General features: G+C 63.7%; 19 protein-coding genes. 11 read left to right on the forward strand and 8 right to left on the reverse strand.

The genetic code is table 11. The features are described from left to right. Window positions 1–73: 73 nt before the first annotated feature. On the forward strand, window positions 74–1,030 hold the full coding sequence (locus ACFQX9_RS15685) for a DMT family transporter (RefSeq protein WP_377789308.1): 957 nt from the start codon (window positions 74–76) through the stop codon (window positions 1,028–1,030). Between the two features lie 31 nt (window positions 1,031–1,061). Here the strand turns inward: ACFQX9_RS15685 and ACFQX9_RS15690 are convergent, their stop codons facing one another. Beyond that, entirely contained in the window at window positions 1,062–1,658 is a 597-nt protein-coding gene (locus ACFQX9_RS15690) for a TetR/AcrR family transcriptional regulator (protein WP_085349363.1), read from the reverse strand. A gap of 153 nt (window positions 1,659–1,811) precedes the next feature. On the opposite strand from ACFQX9_RS15690, the gene ACFQX9_RS15695 reads away from it, so the two are divergent. Then, the gene (locus ACFQX9_RS15695) at window positions 1,812–2,210 is read left to right on the forward strand and encodes a RidA family protein (protein WP_018455526.1); all 399 of its coding nucleotides are present in this window, start codon (window positions 1,812–1,814) and stop codon (window positions 2,208–2,210) included. Between the two features lie 45 nt (window positions 2,211–2,255). Here ACFQX9_RS15695 and ACFQX9_RS15700 read toward each other — a convergent pair whose 3' ends face one another. Beyond that, window positions 2,256–3,227, reverse strand: a complete 972-nt coding sequence (locus ACFQX9_RS15700) for a tripartite tricarboxylate transporter substrate binding protein BugD (protein WP_377789312.1) — start codon at window positions 3,225–3,227, stop codon at window positions 2,256–2,258. Further along, window positions 3,224–3,925: a phosphoribosylformylglycinamidine synthase subunit PurQ gene (gene purQ, locus ACFQX9_RS15705; protein WP_018455524.1), complete on the reverse strand. Its 702-nt coding sequence runs from the start codon at window positions 3,923–3,925 to the stop codon at window positions 3,224–3,226. The genes ACFQX9_RS15700 and purQ overlap by 4 nt, the downstream gene beginning before the upstream one ends. 163 nt (window positions 3,926–4,088) lie before the next feature. On the opposite strand from purQ, the gene ACFQX9_RS15710 reads away from it, so the two are divergent. Continuing rightward, window positions 4,089–5,105, forward strand: coding sequence for a magnesium and cobalt transport protein CorA (locus tag ACFQX9_RS15710; protein ID WP_018455523.1), 1,017 nt, complete (start codon window positions 4,089–4,091; stop codon window positions 5,103–5,105). A gap of 10 nt (window positions 5,106–5,115) precedes the next feature. Here ACFQX9_RS15710 and purS read toward each other — a convergent pair whose 3' ends face one another. Continuing rightward, window positions 5,116–5,358 (reverse strand): phosphoribosylformylglycinamidine synthase subunit PurS, encoded by a 243-nt coding sequence (gene purS / locus ACFQX9_RS15715; protein WP_007602264.1) that lies wholly within the window; start codon window positions 5,356–5,358, stop codon window positions 5,116–5,118. 12 nt (window positions 5,359–5,370) lie between these two features. Further along, entirely contained in the window at window positions 5,371–6,138 is a 768-nt protein-coding gene (purC, locus tag ACFQX9_RS15720) for a phosphoribosylaminoimidazolesuccinocarboxamide synthase (protein WP_008974302.1), read from the reverse strand. Window positions 6,139–6,448: 310 nt separating this feature from the next. Between purC and ACFQX9_RS15725 the strand changes: the two genes are divergently transcribed. Beyond that, entirely contained in the window at window positions 6,449–6,772 is a 324-nt protein-coding gene (locus ACFQX9_RS15725) for a DUF1476 domain-containing protein (RefSeq protein WP_007602260.1), read from the forward strand. Window positions 6,773–6,826: 54 nt separating this feature from the next. On the opposite strand, the gene cynS is transcribed toward ACFQX9_RS15725, so the two are convergent. Both cynS and ACFQX9_RS15735 read right to left on the reverse strand, forming a co-directional pair. Further along, a complete protein-coding gene (gene cynS / locus ACFQX9_RS15730) occupies window positions 6,827–7,315 on the reverse strand; it encodes a cyanase (protein WP_377789315.1) in 489 nt (162 codons plus the stop codon). A gap of 137 nt (window positions 7,316–7,452) precedes the next feature. Then, complete coding sequence (locus ACFQX9_RS15735) at window positions 7,453–8,997, reverse strand: alpha/beta fold hydrolase (RefSeq protein WP_377789317.1); 1,545 nt, start codon at window positions 8,995–8,997, stop codon at window positions 7,453–7,455. Window positions 8,998–9,144: 147 nt separating this feature from the next. Between ACFQX9_RS15735 and mddA the strand changes: the two genes are divergently transcribed. From mddA to ACFQX9_RS15760, 5 genes are all read left to right on the forward strand, one after another. Continuing rightward, a complete protein-coding gene (gene mddA, locus ACFQX9_RS15740; protein ID WP_377789318.1) occupies window positions 9,145–9,933 on the forward strand; it encodes a methanethiol S-methyltransferase in 789 nt (262 codons plus the stop codon). A 23-nt stretch (window positions 9,934–9,956) separates the two neighbouring features. Continuing rightward, window positions 9,957–10,607 (forward strand): helix-turn-helix transcriptional regulator, encoded by a 651-nt coding sequence (locus ACFQX9_RS15745; RefSeq protein ID WP_377789320.1) that lies wholly within the window; start codon window positions 9,957–9,959, stop codon window positions 10,605–10,607. Next, a complete protein-coding gene (locus tag ACFQX9_RS15750; protein ID WP_377789322.1) occupies window positions 10,604–11,581 on the forward strand; it encodes an NADPH:quinone oxidoreductase family protein in 978 nt (325 codons plus the stop codon). The genes ACFQX9_RS15745 and ACFQX9_RS15750 overlap by 4 nt, the downstream gene beginning before the upstream one ends. A 27-nt stretch (window positions 11,582–11,608) precedes the next feature. Further along, window positions 11,609–12,358, forward strand: coding sequence for a PaaI family thioesterase (locus ACFQX9_RS15755; protein ID WP_377789324.1), 750 nt, complete (start codon window positions 11,609–11,611; stop codon window positions 12,356–12,358). Window positions 12,359–12,529: 171 nt separating this feature from the next. Next, a complete protein-coding gene (locus ACFQX9_RS15760; RefSeq protein WP_377789326.1) occupies window positions 12,530–14,233 on the forward strand; it encodes an amidohydrolase in 1,704 nt (567 codons plus the stop codon). 60 nt (window positions 14,234–14,293) lie between these two features. Here the strand turns inward: ACFQX9_RS15760 and ACFQX9_RS15765 are convergent, their stop codons facing one another. After that, on the reverse strand, window positions 14,294–15,493 hold the full coding sequence (locus tag ACFQX9_RS15765) for a TrmJ/YjtD family RNA methyltransferase (protein ID WP_247491183.1): 1,200 nt from the start codon (window positions 15,491–15,493) through the stop codon (window positions 14,294–14,296). A gap of 359 nt (window positions 15,494–15,852) precedes the next feature. Between ACFQX9_RS15765 and ACFQX9_RS15770 the strand changes: the two genes are divergently transcribed. Both ACFQX9_RS15770 and ACFQX9_RS15775 read left to right on the forward strand, forming a co-directional pair. After that, window positions 15,853–17,067: an NADP-dependent isocitrate dehydrogenase gene (locus ACFQX9_RS15770; RefSeq protein WP_018456365.1), complete on the forward strand. Its 1,215-nt coding sequence runs from the start codon at window positions 15,853–15,855 to the stop codon at window positions 17,065–17,067. A gap of 99 nt (window positions 17,068–17,166) precedes the next feature. Then, on the forward strand, window positions 17,167–17,661 hold the full coding sequence (locus ACFQX9_RS15775; RefSeq protein ID WP_377789329.1) for a DUF3455 domain-containing protein: 495 nt from the start codon (window positions 17,167–17,169) through the stop codon (window positions 17,659–17,661). The last annotated feature ends 1 nt before the right edge of the window (window position 17,662 follow it).

Raw genomic sequence — 17,662 nt, forward strand, 5'->3', positions numbered from 1 at the left:
CGCCGCCTTCCCTTTTGGCGCCCCCTCGCCCAGACTTGTGTCCAGCGCTGTCGCGCCGGGGAGCAACATCAAGGTGCCGCAGAGCACATCGCCGACGGGGCGGGCCACAGTCTCGCAATTGCCGTCCATGCCCGCCACAGGCGCGCGCAACTGGCGCGACTATGCGCTGCTGTTCGCGCTGGCCTGCTGCTGGAGTTCAACCTATCCGCTGGCGAAGCTCGCGCTGGATACGATCCCGCCCGTGACCTTCATCTCGGCGCGCTCGCTGATCGCGGCCGCCTTCCTGTTCGCGATCCTGTGGATGCGCGGCGTCAGGATCCCGACCGACGCCAAGGCGTGGAAGTTGTTCGCCACCCAGCAATTGATCAACTCGACCTTTCCGTTCCTGATCATCACCTGGTCGCAGCAATATGTGCCGGCGTCGAACACGGTGGTGCTGGCCTCGACCACGCCGATCTTCGCCTTCCTGATCACCTCGCTGATCACGCGTCACGAACCGGCAACGCTGTTGAAGCTCTTGGGCGCGCTCCTCGGCCTCGCCGGCACAATCGTCATCGTGGGCCTGGATGCGCTGCGCGGCTTCGGCAGCGAGATCGTGGCCGAGATCGCCATCCTGCTCGCCACCATCTCGTTCGCCTGCGCCACGATCTTCGGCCTGCGGCTGTCCGAATACGATCCGATGGTGGTGGCAGCCGGCTCGCTGCTGTTCGGCGGCCTCGTGCTGCTGCCGCCTTCGCTGATCGTCGACCAGCCCTGGACGCTGCACCCGACGCCGACCGCGATCACAGCCACCATTGTCATGGGCATAGTCTCCAGCGCGTTGGGGCTGATGCTGTTCTACATGTGCCTGGGACGGCTCGGCACGCTGACGACGAACGCGCAAGGCTATTTGCGCATCCCGATCGGCGTCGGCCTCTCCGTGCTGCTGCTCGGCGAGAGCGTGCCCTCGAACCTGGCGCTGGGACTGGTGCTGGTCATGGCGGGCGTCGCCGCGATGACGATGCCGACGGAGCGGTTGAAGCTGCGGTGACCCGCTGCTTCCGCCGTTCGGCACGAGGCGCTCAATGCGGCTTGCGCAACAATCCGCTCGCCAACGCTTGGAAGGCGTCAACGGCCTTGGTCAGGACGCCTGGCGGATCGTCGGCTGCGGCGACCCACAGCGCTGCGCTCAGCGCAGCCCCGTTCAGCAAGCGTCCCGCCGCTTCGACATCGACGGGCTTCACAATCCCCTGTTCGATCAGCGACCGAATGGTTCGCATGGTAATCTCAAGACAGGCATTCTCGCCGGGCCACTTGGATGGATCACCGAGCACGGCCGGTCCATCCAGAAGCATGACGCGCTGAATTTCAGGATCGAGCGCCATCTCGATATAGGCGGTCCCCTCTGCAAGCAGTCCTTGCCACAAGCTCGGCGCTTGCTCGCGGGCCGTGCGGAGCCGTTCCGCCATTTCGCTGTCGATCTGCTCAACGACGGCCCAGAGCAGCCCCTTCTTGTCTTCGAAGTTGTGATACAGCGCGCCCCGCGTCAGTCCGACGGAAGCAGTCAGCTCGTCCATCGACGCGGCTGCATAGCCCTGTGTGGCAAACGCCCTGCGCGCCGCGCGGATGAGCTTGGCCCGACTTTCCGCCATCGCCTCGGCGCGCTTGCCCTTCGCCATGCTTCCCAACTCCATTTGCCGACCCTATTGACATACGGTCCGTATGTGATCCATATTCCACATACGCTACGTATATGAACAGCTCGTGGAAATCCAGTGGCAGGCCCTGCCCACCACAGCTGCGACCGCCATCCATCAATCAAGGATCCAGACATGCCCAAGCGCGACGCAATCTTCCCGGCCGGCCGCCACGCCCTCTATGAAGCGCACCGCTATTCGGCCGCGATCCGGTCCGGCGACCTGCTCTTCGTCTCCGGGCAGGTTGGAAGTCGCGAGGACGGCTCGCCCGAACCGGTGTTTGAGGACCAGGTCCGACGCGCGTTTGCCAATCTGCGTGCCGTTCTCGCAGCGGCCGGATGCACGCTGGACGATGTGGTGGACGTCACCACGTTCCATACCGATCCGGCCACGCAGATCGAGAAGGTGATGGCAATTCGCGCTGCGGAGATCGGGGAGGCACCCTATCCGAACTGGACGGCAGTCGGAGTGAATTGGCTTGCCGGGTTCGACTTCGAGATCAAGGTGATCGCCCGCATTCCTGCTGCGGGGTAAGCGTTCTCGGTGGCGATGATGCCAACCGTCAGGAGCCTCGCGCTATTACTTGGCGTCGTCGGCCAGCATCTTGCGGTACTTCTCGACGTCGCGCGTCACGAGCTTTTGCAGCACCTCGGGCGTGTGCTCGTCGGGATCGGGGGCAACGGTCGAGAGGTCGGCGAACCGTTTCTTCACCGCGTCGGTTTCCACGGCCGTACGCGCGGCGGCATTCAGCATGGCAATGACCGCCGGCGGAGTACCCTTGGGCGCGAACAGACCATTCCAGCCCTGTGCCTCGAATTCGGGCAGGCCGGCTTCGGCCGACGTCGGCAGATCCGGCAGGGTCGCGAGCCGCACGGTCGAGCCGACCACGAGCCCGCGCGCCAGCTTCTCGTTGATCGACTGCGAGACCGAGGCTGCCGCATCGCAGACGCCGTCGATCTGGCCGCCGATCGCATCGGTGAGCGCGGGGGCGGCGCCGCGATAGCCGACCAGCGTCGCGTCGATCCCGGCGGCTGTGACGAAGCTCTTGCAGATCAGGTAGTTCGAGGACCCGACGCCGGCATGGCCGAGATTGATCTTACCCGGATTGGCCTTGGCGTAGGCGATGAATTCTTTCAGGTCCTTTGCCGGAAAATCCTTGCGCACGGCGATGATGCCGAACGTCTTCGCCACCATGGCGATCGGCACGAAGGAGTCCGGCGTGAACGGCAGCTTTGGATAGATCGTATAGGTCGCGGCGTTGGTGCCGGCATTGCCGATCGCAATGGTGTAACCGTCAGGCTCGGCACGGGAGGCGCGCGCCAGTGCGGTCGATCCGCCGGCGCCGGCGACGTTCTCGATGACGATGGTCTGGCCGAGCGCGATGCCCATCTGCTCGGCAACCGTGCGCGCGATCACGTCGGACGTGCCGCCGGCCGCGAACGGCACGATCATGGTGACGGGACGCTTGGGGAAATCCTGTGCGAACGCGACCGTCGCGAACGCAACGACGGCGACAGCGGCCGGCAGCCGCTTCAGCACGAACGCAATCACGCGGCTTTTTCCAGATGCGCGGTGAGGCCGGCGAACAGGCCGCGACCGTCGGTGCAGCCCATGATGTCTTCGACGTGGTTTTCCGGATGCGGCATCATGCCGAGCACGTTGCCCTTGTCGTTGACGATGCCGGCGATGGATTGCGCGGCGCCGTTGATGTTGCTGATATCGTCGATCGCGCCGTCAGCCGAGCAATAGCGGTAAAGGACGCGACCCTCGCCTTCGAGCCGCTTGATGGTCTCCGCGTCCGCCGCATAATTGCCCTCGCCATGCGCGATGGGCACGCGGATCACCTGCCCGGCATTGTAGCCGCGCGTGAATGGCGTGTCGGAGCGCTCCACGCGCAGATGCACGTCGTGGCAGATGAATTTCAGCCGCGCATTGCGCATCAGGACGCCAGGCAAGAGGCCGGACTCGCAGAGGATCTGAAAACCGTTGCAGACGCCGAGCACGAGGCCGCCCTTGGCCGCATAGTCGCGCACCGCGTCCATCACCGGCGCCCGCGCCGCAATCGCGCCGCAGCGCAGATAATCGCCATAGGAGAACCCGCCGGGCACCACCACGAGGTCGGTGCCATCAGGCAGCGACGTCTCGGCATGCCACACCATCGCGGGCTCGCTGCCCGAGATCAGCCTCAAGGCACGCGCCATGTCGCGCTCGCGGTTGATTCCGGGAAAGACGAGGATGGCGGCTTTCATGGCAGAGGTTCCGAACGAAGATTGAATGGGGCTGGCACGGCTGCCAAATCGTGAGCAGACATATCCATTTGACGGGGATTTTACCAGTGCTAGCCTTGCCCGCGAGCGTTGTGCACAGGCCATAGCCCGCCATCGGCCGATCGATTCGCCCGGGATTAAAGCCATGAATGTCCCCTCGCTGCCCGCATCCCTCTCCGAGCCGGTGTCCACCGAGGGCGTGATCGCCGCCGGTGCCTATGTCGACGGCCGGCGCGTCGCCAATATTGCCATCAGCGAGGCCTCGAGCTGGCGGGCGAAGCCCGGCCACGTGGTCTGGATCGGGCTGCACGAGCCCGACATGGCGCTGCTCAGCGCGGTGCAGAAGCAGTTCGACCTGCACGAGCTTGCCATCGAGGACGCCAACCACGCCCATCAGAGACCGAAGATCGAGCAATATGGCGAGGCCCTGTTCATCGTGGCGCGAACCGCGCAACTGATCGAGGGCCGGATCGCCTTCGGCGAGACGCACATCTTCGTTGGCGAAGGCTATCTGGTCTCGGTGCGCCACGGCGCGTCGACATCCTACACGCCGGTGCGCGAACGTTGCGAAAGCTGCCCGCGAGCGCTCGCGCGCGGCGAGGACTACATCCTCTACGCCATCCTCGATTTCATCGTCGACAACTACTCGCCCGTGCTCGAGAGCATTCACGAAGAGGTCGAGAGCATCGAGGATGACGTGCTCTCCAAGGCGATCAGCAAGGCGCAGATCGAGCGGCTCTATATGCTGCGCCGCGACCTCTTGCGGCTCAGGACCGCGATCGGGCCGCTGGTGGAGGTCTGCCGCCGTCTGGAGCACGACGAGCTTGCGATGGTGCGCGCGACGATGCAGCCGCTGTTCCGCGACGTCACCGACCACGTCCGCAACATCCAGGAGCGGATCGATTCCATGCGCGAGGTGCTGGCCTTCGCCTTCGAAGCGAGCCTGCTGGTCGGCCAGGCCCAGGAGACGGCGGTCTCCAAGAAACTTGCCTCCTGGCTCGCGATCATCGCGATCCCGACCGCGCTTGCCGGCATCTACGGCATGAACTTCAAGCACATGCCGGAGCTGGACTGGGAGTACGGCTATTACACGCTGCTCGGCGTGATGCTGACGGCGTGCGGCGCGCTGTATTGGCGTTTTCGTCGGGTCGGATGGCTGTGAGCCATCCCGTTCACCCGATCAGCTCGACCCGGTAGTTCTCGATCACGGTATTCGCCAGCAGCTTGTCGGCGGCATCCTTCAACGCCGCCTCCGCCTTCGCCTTGTCGGCGCCCGCGAGCTCGATGTCGAACACCTTGCCCTGCCGGACGCTGGCGACGCCGTCGACGCCGAGCGACTTCAACGCACCCTCGATCGCCTTGCCCTGCGGATCGAGGATGCCCGTTTTCAACGTCACGGTAACACGTGCCTTCACGTCAGATTCCTCTTAGCTCTTCACCAGCACCGGGCCGGAGCCCGCCGGACGCTCGTTCTCCATGAGAATGCCGAGACGCTTGGCGACTTCGGTATAGGCCTCGAGCAGCCCACCGAGATCCCTGCGGAAACGGTCCTTGTCGAGCTTCTCGTTCGACTTGATGTCCCACAGGCGGCAGCTATCCGGCGAGATCTCGTCGGCGACGATGATCCGCATCATCTCGTTCTCGAACAGCCGGCCGCACTCCATCTTGAAGTCGACGAGGCGGATGCCGATGCCGAGGAAGAGGCCGGTCAGGAAGTCGTTGACACGAATGGCGAGCGCCATGATGTCGTCGATCTCCTGCGGCGTCGCCCAACCGAAAGCGGTGATGTGCTCTTCCGACACCATGGGATCGTTGAGCTGGTCGTTCTTGTAGTAGAACTCGATGATCGAGCGAGGCAGCTGCGTGCCCTCCTCGATGCCGAGGCGCTGCGACAGCGAGCCGGCGGCAACGTTCCGCACCACCACTTCCAGCGGCACGATCTCGACTTCGCGAATCAACTGCTCGCGCATATTGAGGCGGCGGATGAAATGGGTCGGCACCCCGATGTCGTTGAGGTGCTGAAACAGGTACTCCGAGATCCGGTTGTTGAGGACGCCCTTGCCCTCGATCACCTGATGCTTTTTCGCATTGAACGCGGTGGCGTCATCCTTGAAGTGCTGGATCAGGGTACCGGGCTCCGGGCCTTCGTAAAGAACCTTTGCCTTGCCTTCATAAATGCGACGCCGACGGCTCATGGGGATGTACCGTGTTTTGTTGAAATCCATGTATTTGGTGTGCTCCGGTTGACGAGACTACGACCCACAGCGGAGCTGCCGTGAACGGCCCGGAACCCCTGGAAAACAGAACGGGAACCCAGCCTGAGGCAACCTATCCGATTGGCTGTCCCAGCACAATCGATCCGGCCGTCCGGCATCAAACTTATACCGCCTTGCCTGCGGCTTAACGGCTCGTTGTTTTGCCGATTCCTGCCCCCTATCTAGGCATGCACCGGGGCTCTCGCAACGAGGGCCAGCCGGGTCCAGTCAGCAGGGAATTGGAAAAGGCATGAGCACGTTGGACAAGCGCGAGGAAGGCTTCGAGAAGAAGTTTGCCCTCGACGAGGAGCAGAAATTCAAGGCGGAAGCCCGCCGCAACCGGCTGCTCGGTCTGTGGGCGGCCGAAAAGCTCGGCATTACCGGCGATGCCGCCACGGCCTATGCCAAGGAGGTGGTCGCGGCCGATTTCGAGGAAGCCGGTGACGCCGACGTCCTGCGGAAGGTCATGGCCGACTTCGCCGCCAAGAACGTCGCCATCACCGAACAGGCGATTCGGGCCAAAATGAACGAGCTGATCGCGGTGGCGGCGGCCGAGGTGAAGGCCGGGAAATAAGGCGAAGCGTCATTCCGGGGCACGTCCAAGATGCGCCCCCGGAATGCCAACCAGCTATCCCTCCTTGAACCCATATTCCGGCACGTTGGCGCTGGCGCCGTAATATTTGTACGGCAGGAATTTGCCGCTCATCGTGAACTTGACACGGTCGCCCTTCGGATTCGCCACGCGCTCGATCGCCATGTCGAAGTCGATCGCCGACATGATGCCGTCGCCGAACTCCTCCTCGATCAGCGCCTTCCAGGCCGGGCCGTTGACCATCACCATCTCGTAGAAGCGGTAGATCAGCGGGTCGGTCGGCGGCATCGGCGTGCCGGTGCCGCGCATCGGCACCTCGTTCAGCATGGCGGTCTCCGCCTTCGACAGGCCGAACAGTTCGCCGGCGTTGGCCGCCTGCGGCTTCGTCAGTTTCATCTGGCCGAGGATCGCGCCTGTTATCAGCACCTCGGAATAGCCGCCGATCTTTTCGCAGATATATTTCCAGCTCCAGCCCTTCTCGCGCTTGATGTCGAGCAGCTTCTCGGTGAGGTCTTCGCGTTTCATGTCAGGGTCTCCTTGGCTAAGACTATGTCGCGCCGGCTCATTTCCTCGAGGCAGCGGATAGACGCGACGCTTTTTTGTGCCACTTTGGCAGGCACGAAACGTGCCAATGACCGAGGCTCGGATTTACGTGCCTCGCCTCATCGCCTCGGCAATCCTTCCGTAAATCCCCTGATCGCATCGAGCACCGGCCTCTGATCACCCGCGAAGAACCAGTGATCGTTGCCGTCGAGCTCGACGAATTGCGCACCTTTGATCCGGCTCGCCACATCGCGGCCGGCCGCGATCCGTACGGCCTTGTCGTCACGACGATGCAGCACCAGTGTCGGCATGGCAATTTGCGGCAAAAGCTGCCGCACGTCGGCGTCGCGAAACGCCTCGAGCACGGCCGAGATGCCGCCGGGACTGGAGGCCGCGCGCAATAGCCCCGCCCACCAGGCGCGGGCCTGGGGATCGCCGGCAAGGCTGGGTGCGAAGGTCTCAATCCCCACCGGACCTCCCCATTGTGCGATGAGGTGCTTGCTCCAGGCGTCGTACTGGCTGGCGCGCAACGCGTGCAGATAATCCTGCGACCAGCAGCCCTTGGCCAATGCACCGAACAGGATGAGTCCGGCCACGAGACGCGGCTCGTCGACGGCGAATTTGATGCAGGCCGGTCCGCACTCGGATGCGCCGAACAGCACGACGCGGCGCGCATCCGCGGCGCGCAGCACGGTGCCGATATCCTCCGCGGTGACGTCGATATCAGGCGCCGACCCAACCCGGTCGGACAACCCGATCCCGCGACGATCGAACACGATCAGACGCCCCAGCTTCGTCAGTGAGGCCAGAAAGGTTCGGCTCGCCGGATGCTCCCAGGCGCGTTCCACATGCGATACGAAGCCGGGCATGACCAGGATGTCGAGCGGACCGCTGCCATAGGTCTGATACGCCAGATGCACACCGGCGCCCTTGACGTAGCGCGTCGCTGGTACGGAGTGTGCCGCCACAGGACTCATCAACGCCGCGGTCTCGGCTTCCGGCGTAACACCAAGCTCGTCACGCAGCCGCCGCGTCAGTGCCGCATGGTGCCGCTCTGCCGCGCTGCGGTCGCCCGCCAGCAGCAGGCTGCGGATCAGATGCCGGCCATAGACCTCGCTCAAAGGATCGAGCTCGGCCAGACGGGTCGCATGCGTGGCCGCGGAAAAGTAGTCGCCGGCAGCGGTCTTGTCCTGCACCAGACGCTCCAGCGCGTGCATCAGCCGTCCCCGCAGCGCCTCGCGGCGGAAGAACGCCCAGTCGTCGAATTCCGGACAATCCTCTGGCGAGAAGCCTGCGAGGAAATCTCCCCGATAAATCTGGCTGGCCTCGTCAAAGTTACCGCGATCGCAGGCGCTCTCGAACAGATGTGCATCGACCTGCAGCGCGGCTGCCGGAGACCATCGCAGACTGGTCCGATCGGTCTCGAACACTTGCTGGCCGAGCGTCAGCTCGATGCGGTGAAGCAGCCGCCGCAATCGCGCAAGCCCGGTCTCGCGCTCGGCCTCGGGCCACAGCAGCGTGGCCAGGACGTCCCGGGCCACAGCACCCTTGGCCTCCGCGAGATAGACCAGCAGCGCCAGGCCCTTGCGCAAGGCCAACTTGATCGGGCGGCCGTCGGCGTGGACCTCAGGGAACCCGAATGTCCCCAGCGAGAAAGCCGTCATGAAAGTCCTCCCTCCCCTTGCGGCGCCCCGGGGGACGCACAGGGGACGGTCCAGCAATAGCAGTCGGGGCAGATCGAGCCTGCTCGCCAGCGAGCAATTCAGGCTCCTGCATGCGGCACGGCTGCATCAGGCACAATAGGAAAAAACATGATCTCGCGCTTCCTGATCTTGCTCTACGCGATCGTGAGCTACGTCATCTTCACGGTCTCATTTCTCTATGCGCTCGGTTTCGTCGGCAATTATGTCGTGCCCAAGTCGATCGACATGTCGATCGATGTCGGCAACCCCACGGACCTGAGCTTCGCCATCGTCGTCAACCTGCTGCTGATGAGCCTGTTTGCGATCCAGCACAGCGTCATGGCGCGCCCGGCCTTTAAGCGATGGTCGGCCAAATTCCTTCCCCTCGCCTGCCAGCGCAGCACCTATGTGCTGCTCTCCAGCCTGATCTTGTTGCTGCTGTTCTGGCAGTGGCGTCCGATCCCGACGCCGGTCTGGCAAGCGAGCGGAATAGCGGCCTGGTTGCTGATCGGCGTGCATTGGCTTGGCTGGCTGATCGCGTTCGCCTCGACCCACATGATCGATCATTTCGATCTGTTCGGCCTCCGCCAGGCCTTCGTCGCGTTCCGCGGGAGCGCGATACCAGGTCAATCGTTCAGGACGCCGCTGCTCTACAAGATCGTGCGCCATCCCATCATGCTCGGCTTTCTGCTCGCGTTCTGGGCCACGCCCGAGATGACTGTTGGCCACCTCCTGTTTGCGCTCGCAAACACCGCCTACATCCTGGCCGCGCTTCAGTTCGAGGAGCGCGACCTGATCGCCGAGTTCGGCGCGACCTACCAGGATTATCGCCGGCGCGTTCCCATGCTGCTGCCCCGTCTTTTCGGTCGTCGGCGGGAAGATCGCCAGCCGCCTCGGCCCGCTGGAGCGTCGCAATGAATACAATATCAGCTATTCCCCGGATGTCGGCGGAGGCCGCCACGTTTGCCGATACGCTCGATGGGCTTGACGTCGGTCTTTGTCTCGTTGACGCGGAGGCGCGTCTCATTCACGCCAATACTGCCGGGCAGGACATGATCGAAGCGCGCGACATCCTGCACGAAATCCGCGGGCACCTCGCGGCTTGCGATCCGACGATCAACCGGACCCTGCAGCATTTCTTCGCCGCCGCCGGGAAGGAAAACGCGTTCCTCGGCGCCGACGGGATCGCGGTGCCGATGATCGGGCGGGATGGGAAGCGCCACGTCGCCCATGCTCTGCCGTTGACTTCCGGCGCACGCCGACGTGGGGGTGTCGCCTACAGCGCCGTCGCAGCGCTGTTCGTCCGCAGGGCGGCGCTGATGCTACCGTCTCGTTCCGAAGTGATCGGCAAGGCATTCAAACTGACGCCGACCGAGTTGCGTGTGATGCTCGCGATCGTCGAACTCGGCGGCGTTCCCGAAGTGGCGGCGGCACTCGGCGTCGCCAATACGACGATCAAGACGCATGTCCGGCGCCTGTTTGAAAAGACCGGTGCAGCGCGACAGGCAGATTTCGTCAAGCTTGTCGCGGGATATGCGACGCCGTTACGCAAACCTGCCGAATGCAGACAATCCGTTGGATCGACACGATGAGAGCAATTCTATGCAGCTCATTCACTGGCCCCGCCGATTTGCGCCTCGGCGATATCGACGAGCCGAAGCCGGCCCGCGAGGAGATCCTGATCGACGTCCATGCGGCCTCCGTCAGTTTCATGGACCAGTTGGTGGTCTCGGGTCTCTATCAGATGCGGCCGCCGACGCCCTTCGTGCCCGGCACGGAAGCATCCGGTGTCGTCGTCGCCGTCGGCGACAAGGTCACGGGATTCGCGCCTGGTGACCGCGTGGCGTGCAGCGCCTGGACCGGCGGCTACGCCGAACGGATGATAGCGAAGGAATCGAAAACCGTGCGACTGCCGGATGGCGTCGCGTTCGAGGCAGCGGCGACGGTCCTGCACAATTACGGCACGGCCTATTATGCGCTGGTCGAGCGGGCCAGGGCGCAGCGCGGCGAAACGCTGTACGTCACCGGCGCCGCCGGCGGAGTCGGCCTTGCCGCGGTCGACCTTGGCCGCCACCTGGGCCTGCGCGTCGTCGCCGGTATCGGCTCCGATGACAAGGCGAACCTGGTGCGCGCCTACGGTGCCAGCGAGGTCATCAACTATCGCACAGAGAATCTGCGCGACCGGATCAAGGCGATCACCGGTGGCGAAGGGATCGATATCGGCTTCGACAATGTCGGCGGCGCGATATTCGAGCAGATGGCCCGGTCGATGAAGTGGGGCGGACGGCTGATGCCGATCGGCTTCACCAGCGGCGAAATTCCACAGCTCCCGATGAACCTCCCGCTGCTGAAGAACTATTCCATCCTCGGCGTCTTCGTCGGCGTCTGGGCGGAGAAATTCTCAGCTGAAGCCGCCCGTATGAACGCCACGCTGATGCAACTGCTGGCCGGCGGAAAAATCCGCCCGCACATCGATCGCGTCCTCCCTTTGGAGGATGCCAGCGACGCCATGCGTGCCGTGGCCAACCGAACGGTTCAGGGGCGAATTGTCCTCAAGATCAGGTAAAGTACACCGGGAAGAGAGAACAAACCGATGACACAGATTATCATCGACAAGCGCTTTTGCGGTCCTCCCAACTCCGGCAACGGCGGCTATGTCTGCGGCCGGCTCGCCCGCCACATTCCCGGCGCCGCGGAGATAACGCTGCGCGCACCGCCGCCGCTGGACACACCGCTCGATGCGGCCGCAACCGACGACGGCACATGGGAGCTTCGCGACGGCGACAAGATCGTCGCGACCGGGCAGCCGGCAAGCGTCGAGCTCAAGCGGCTGGAGACAGCCAGCTTCGAGGAAGCCTGCGCCGCCGAACTGCTGACCCCGGTGAAGCCGCACGAGCATCCATTGCCGACATGTTTCTTCTGCGGTCCGGCAAGGGCGAAAGGCGACGGCTTGCGCATTTTTGCCGGCTCGCTCCGTGGTCACAACGCCGTTCTCGCGGCGAGCTGGACGCCGGATCAGAATCTCGCCGCCGACGACGGCCTCGTCGCGCCGGAATTCCTCTGGTCGGCGCTCGACTGCCCCACCGGTTTTGCCTGCAATTGCGATCCACAGAGCGGCGGCTTCGACAAGGCACCGCTGCTGCTGGGGCGAATGTCAGCACGGATCGAAGCCCGCCCGCGCCCGGGAGAACGCTGCATCATCACGGCCTGGCCCATCGGCCGCGACGGCCGCAAACGCGCGGCCGAAGCTGCGCTTCACGATGAAGCCGGGAGATTGCTGGCGGTGGCGCGAGCGACATGGATTGCGGTCCAGCGCGAAGTGCAGCTCGGACGTCCTTCGTAGAGGGGACATGGGTGCCCGGTACCAGGAGGGCCAGCTTTCCAGCTAACCACGGGAGCACTCCACTTTGGCCACCGTGCGACGCTGCCAAGCCTCGAGAAGCGTTGAACCCACGTTTAATCAAAGATACTCTTGCAGTTGTCGCCAAGCAAAAAAGATCCAAGAGGGTACGCGATGGTCCGCAAGTTAAAGGCATTTGCAATCCTTGCTACGGGCATGTTCATCGCTGGCGTCGCAAATGCCGAGGCACAGCAGCCGGAGCTTAATGCGCCTGACCTGGTCCTCGTTAATGGCAAGGTTCTGACCTTAGACGACCGATCGACCGTCACGGAGGCAGTCGCCGTCGCGGATGGAAAGATCATCGCGACCGGAACCAGTGCTTCGATCAAGGCGCTTGCAGGCGCCCGGACCCGCGTGCTCGATGTGTCTGGCAAGACCGTCATCCCCGGATTGATCGATACACACGCTCACTTCAAGGCCGCTGGTCTGGGCGACTATGTCGTAACCCTGGGCCGAGCCAAGACCGTTGCGGACGCGCTCGAGGCCATCAAATCGTTCGTCACCAAGAAGAAGCCGGGTGAGTGGATTGTAGGTGGCGCGTGGCACCCGCCCTCGCAATTGGCCGAGAAGCGCTATCTCACGAGGCAGGAGATCGATAGCGTTGCTCCGAACAACCCGGTCTATCTTCGCACCGTCGGGCATTTCTCGATGGCGAACACCATGGCTCTACAAGTGGTCGGTGTCGACAAGACCACCTCGGATCCGAGTGGTGGAAAGTTTGAACGCGACGCAGCCGGTGAATTGACCGGCGTGCTCGTGGAGACGGCGATCGATCGGGTCGAGAAGGCCGTACCACCCTGGACAGAAGACGACGAAATGCGGCAATTCACCATCGCCGAAGGTGTGCTGAACAGCTTCGGCATCACCAGTGTGATCGAAGGCGCAACAGAGCCGCGCGATGTCCGCACGCTGCAGAAGCTTGTCGCAGCCGGGAAAGCCACTTTGCGCACCGGCGTGATGTTTCGACCGGAGCCCCCAGCCGATGTGACGGCATGGGAAGCGATCATGTCAGGCAATGGGGCCTCATCAGGCTTCGGCGACGATTGGCTCAAGTTCGCGGGCATCAAGATCTTTTACGACGGCGGCATGACGCTGAAGACAGCGCTCATGCGTGACGTGTATCCCGATTCACACGACAACTATCACGGCATCACGCAGCAGACTCCCGAGCGGCTGAAGCAACTCATCTCCGTCTGCAACCGTTATGACTGGCGTGTCGGTGTCCACGTGGTGGGCGATCTGGGTATTGACCAGGTGCTCGATGCCTTCGAGGCAGCGGATAAAGAAAAATCGATCCGCGACCGTCGCTTCGTCCTCATCCACGCCAGCCTGATCCGGCCAGAACAGATGGAGCGTGCGCAAAGACTGGGAGTCCGCATAGATTTCCAGAACGTTTTCATGTGGGATAAGGGAGCGACCGTCGAACGATTTCTCGGGAAAGCAACCGCCGACCGCGCCGTGCCGACTAGGACGTTGATCGAAAAAATGGGGCTCAACAGCCTCGGCGCCGGGACGGATTTTCCGGTCAACCCGATCAACCCCTTCCTCAACATGTACATCATGGTCACCAGGAAGGACCCCAACGGAAACGTCTACGGCTCGGCAGAAACCATCACGCGCGAGCAGGCCCTCCGGCTCTACAGCAGCGCGGCTTCGCGTTATACGTTCGATGAAGCGCGCAAAGGGACCATTGAGCCCGGAAAGCTGGCGGACATCGTGGTGCTCTCTGCTGACTACGCGGCCGTGCCGGAGGAGCAGATCAAGGACATCAAGGTGGACCTGACCCTGGTCGGCGGCAAGGTGGTCTTCCAGCGCTGAACCGGCCCTGATCGGCCAAGGTGAGCGACAGAGACCATTCGCTCTGCTTCCCGACGAAATCTACACGCTCTCCTCGATCATCCCCTGCAACCGTACCAGCTCCGCCTCGAGATCCCGCTCCACGTCCGCAGCCCGCATCTCGATCACGCGATAATCGCGCGCCTCGAGCCACGCCCGCCGCGACGCGCGATCCGCGACGATCGTCTCGTTCTCGCCCGTGTTCACCAGTTCGATCGCGATCCGGTGCGGGAACGAGACGAAGTCCGGGATATGCCGCCCCACAGGAGTCTGGCGCTTGAACTGGCCTGCGAAGCGGCGGTCGCGTGTAAGGGCCTGCCACAGCAGCCGCTCGGCATCGGTTGGGTTGCGGCGGAGCAGACGGGCGAGGCCGCGCACGGTGGAGCCGCTGTCAGGGACGCCGCCGCCCTGACCGTGCTCGGCCAGAAGCGCACGCAGCCGCGTTGCCTGCTCGCCGTCGAGCACGCCGCCTTTGGCCGGGCCCTTGCGCCCTTCCGCGATCGCCATCACCACCCCATGGAGGGTGTGCATGTCCTGTTTGGTCGGCTCCATCCGGGTGAAGATGTTGCGCAGGTTCACCAGCATGGTGTCGCGCTTCTCGGCCGGGCGCAAAAATTCCACCCGGTCGAGCTCGCGGATCAAATTGTCGAAGAAGGCCTGCATCTGGTGCTGCGAGGCGCGCTCGGAGCGCTCCGGCATGGCGTGCGGCAGCTCGCCGGAGGTCGCCCGCTTGAACCATTCGTAGCCGACCAGCAGCACCGCTTGGGCGAGGTTGAGCGAGGCAAAGCCCGGATTGACCGGGAAGGTAATGATGCGGTTGGCGAGCCCGACCTCCTCATTGGTCAGGCCCCAGCGCTCCCGGCCGAACAGGATACCGGCCTTGCCGCCGGCGGCGGCGTGCCCGGAAATCTCGCTAGCTGCGGCTTCCGGTCCCACCACCGGCTTGGCCTGGTCGTGGGGACGCGCGGTGGTGGCGAACAGCAGGTCGAGGTCGGCGACGGCCTCACCGACCGTGTCAAACAATTCGACCTTGTCCAGAATATAGTCGGCCCCGGCGGCGGCGCGCTGGGCGGCGATGTTGGGCCAGCCGTCGCGAGGGTTGACGATGCGCAATCGGCTCAGCGCGAAATTGCCCATGGCGCGCGCGGCCATGCCGATGTTTTCGCCCAGCTGCGGCTCGACCAGGATCACGATGGGACCGTCGAGGGAAAGGCCCGCCTTGCTCTTGTCAGTCCCGGACATCTCGCTTCGCTTTCACACTGGTTCTCAAGGTCTTGGACAGGCGCTCTTCATGAACTGATTCAAGGCCGGTCCTGACCTGGTCTTGACTTCGGTCTTGGGCCGGCTGCCCGTTCGCCTGTCGTTTGCCTGTCCTGACAAAATTCTCAAGGGAAATAACGGGTTGGATTCGACTTTTGAATCTCGCCTGATACCTCAGCCCGGTCCCCGCGGCAGGGCTGCTCCCGCCCCCCATCTGCGGAGGCTGGATGAGCTAAAAGTGCATAATCCCTTGGCTTTCGCCGGCGGCGTCCCGGTGCTAAGAGGCGGCGGATATTCCCGTGGCGCGCCACAAGCGCCGTTCCCAAGAGGCTTCCCCGATCATGGCAAAAATCAAGGTGTCCAACCCCGTCGTCGAACTCGATGGCGACGAGATGACCCGGATCATCTGGCAGTACATCAAGGACAAGCTGATCAACCCGTTCCTCGATGTCGAGCTGCAATATTTCGACCTGGGAATGGAGTACCGCGACCACACCAACGATCAGGTCACGATCGACGCCGCCGAGGCGATCAAGAAGGTCGGCGTCGGCGTCAAGTGCGCCACCATCACCCCGGACGAAGCCCGGGTGAAGGAGTTTAACCTCAAGCAGATGTGGAAGTCGCCGAACGGCACCATCCGCAACATCCTCGGCGGCGTGATCTTCCGCGAGCCGATCATCTGCAAGAACGTGCCGCGCCTGGTTCCCGGCTGGACCAAGCCGATCATCATCGGCCGCCACGCCTATGGCGACCAGTATCGCGCCACCGACATCAAGTTCCCGGGCAAGGGTACGCTGACGATGAAGTTCGTCGGCGAGGACGGCACCGTCATCGAGAAGGAAGTGTTCAAGACCCCGGGCGCCGGCGTCGCGATGCAGATGTACAATCTCGACGACTCCATCATCGACTTCGCCCGCGCTTCGTTGAACTACGGCCTGCTGCGCAACTACCCGGTCTATCTCTCGACCAAGAACACGATCATGAAGGTCTATGACGGCCGCTTCAAGGACATCTTCCAGGACATCTACGAGCGCGAGTTCAAGAAGGAGTTCGACGCCAAGGGCTTGACCTACGAGCACCGCCTGATCGATGACATGGTCGCTTCGGCGCTGAAATGGTCCGGCGGCTATGTCTGGGCCTGTAAGAACTACGACGGCGACGTGCAGTCCGACACGGTGGCGCAGGGCTACGGCTCGCTCGGCCTGATGACCTCGGTCCTCCTCACTCCCGACGGCAAGACGGTGGAAGCCGAAGCCGCCCACGGCACTGTGACCCGCCACTATCGCGAGCACCAGAAGGGCAAGGAGACCTCGACCAACTCGATCGCGTCGATCTTCGCCTGGACCCGCGGCCTGTCGCACCGCGCCAAGCTCGACAACAATGCCGAGCTCGCCAAGTTCGCCAACACCCTGGAGAAGGTCTGCGTCGACACTGTCGAGGAAGGCTACATGACCAAGGACCTCGCGCTCCTGGTCGGCGCCGACCAGCGCTGGCTCTCGACCACCGGCTTCCTCGACAAGGTCGCCGAGAACCTCGGGAAGGCGCTGGCAGCGTAAGCCGTCCGCAATTTCGCCCGACTGGGCCGGACATCATCACGGGCCGCGTCGCAAGCGCGGCCCGTTCGCTTATTTGGACCTTTGCGCGGAGATGCGACCATGTCGATCAAGCTTGCCGTCCCCTGCCTGTTGCTGCTCGCTGGACCGGCTGTGGCCGCCGACCCGCTTCCCGACGCCATCGCCGCGCTCGGCGAGAGCATCGTGCTCAGCGTCCACGCCGAGGGCGCGCAGGTCTATGAATGCAAGGCCGGCACCGACGGCAAGCTCGCCTGGGCTTTTCGTGAACCGATCGCCACCCTGCTCGCCGAGGGCAAGACGATCGGCCGGCACTATGCCGGACCGAACTGGGAGCATGCCGACGGCAGCGCCGTGGCCGCCAAGGCCGCCGGCAATGCGCCGGGTACCACTGCCGCCGACATTCCCTGGCTGAAGCTGGAAGTGACCGCCCACCGCGGCAGCGGCGTCCTCACGCCCGTTACCACGGTTCAGCGCATCAACACCCATGGCGGCAAGCTCGACGGCGCGTGCGACAAGGCCGGCGACTTCAAGAGCGCGCCCTATTCAGCCGACTACGTCTTCCTGAAGAAGGGCTGAG

This window comes from Bradyrhizobium sp. GCM10028915 (assembly GCF_042666195.1).
Lineage (GTDB): Bacteria > Pseudomonadota > Alphaproteobacteria > Rhizobiales > Xanthobacteraceae > Bradyrhizobium > Bradyrhizobium canariense_D.

Bases quoted from the DNA above. Each gene is read 5' to 3' on its own strand.
- ACFQX9_RS15775 (WP_377789329.1), top strand. From the start codon at position 17,167: ATGTCGATCAAGCTTGCCGTCCCCTGCCTGTTGCTGCTCGCTGGACCG.
- ACFQX9_RS15755 (WP_377789324.1), top strand. From the start codon at position 11,609: ATGACACAGATTATCATCGACAAGCGCTTTTGCGGTCCTCCCAACTCC.
- ACFQX9_RS15745 (WP_377789320.1), top strand. From the start codon at position 9,957: ATGTCGGCGGAGGCCGCCACGTTTGCCGATACGCTCGATGGGCTTGAC.
- ACFQX9_RS15695 (WP_018455526.1), top strand. From the start codon at position 1,812: ATGCCCAAGCGCGACGCAATCTTCCCGGCCGGCCGCCACGCCCTCTAT.
- mddA (WP_377789318.1), top strand. From the start codon at position 9,145: ATGATCTCGCGCTTCCTGATCTTGCTCTACGCGATCGTGAGCTACGTC.
- ACFQX9_RS15765 (WP_247491183.1), bottom strand. From the start codon at position 15,493: ATGTCCGGGACTGACAAGAGCAAGGCGGGCCTTTCCCTCGACGGTCCC.
- ACFQX9_RS15770 (WP_018456365.1), top strand. From the start codon at position 15,853: ATGGCAAAAATCAAGGTGTCCAACCCCGTCGTCGAACTCGATGGCGAC.
- ACFQX9_RS15725 (WP_007602260.1), top strand. From the start codon at position 6,449: ATGAGCACGTTGGACAAGCGCGAGGAAGGCTTCGAGAAGAAGTTTGCC.
- purQ (WP_018455524.1), bottom strand. From the start codon at position 3,925: ATGAAAGCCGCCATCCTCGTCTTTCCCGGAATCAACCGCGAGCGCGAC.
- purC (WP_008974302.1), bottom strand. From the start codon at position 6,138: ATGAGCCGTCGGCGTCGCATTTATGAAGGCAAGGCAAAGGTTCTTTAC.
- ACFQX9_RS15735 (WP_377789317.1), bottom strand. From the start codon at position 8,997: ATGACGGCTTTCTCGCTGGGGACATTCGGGTTCCCTGAGGTCCACGCC.
- cynS (WP_377789315.1), bottom strand. From the start codon at position 7,315: ATGAAACGCGAAGACCTCACCGAGAAGCTGCTCGACATCAAGCGCGAG.
- ACFQX9_RS15690 (WP_085349363.1), bottom strand. From the start codon at position 1,658: ATGGCGAAGGGCAAGCGCGCCGAGGCGATGGCGGAAAGTCGGGCCAAG.
- ACFQX9_RS15760 (WP_377789326.1), top strand. From the start codon at position 12,530: ATGGTCCGCAAGTTAAAGGCATTTGCAATCCTTGCTACGGGCATGTTC.
- ACFQX9_RS15750 (WP_377789322.1), top strand. From the start codon at position 10,604: ATGAGAGCAATTCTATGCAGCTCATTCACTGGCCCCGCCGATTTGCGC.
- ACFQX9_RS15710 (WP_018455523.1), top strand. From the start codon at position 4,089: ATGAATGTCCCCTCGCTGCCCGCATCCCTCTCCGAGCCGGTGTCCACC.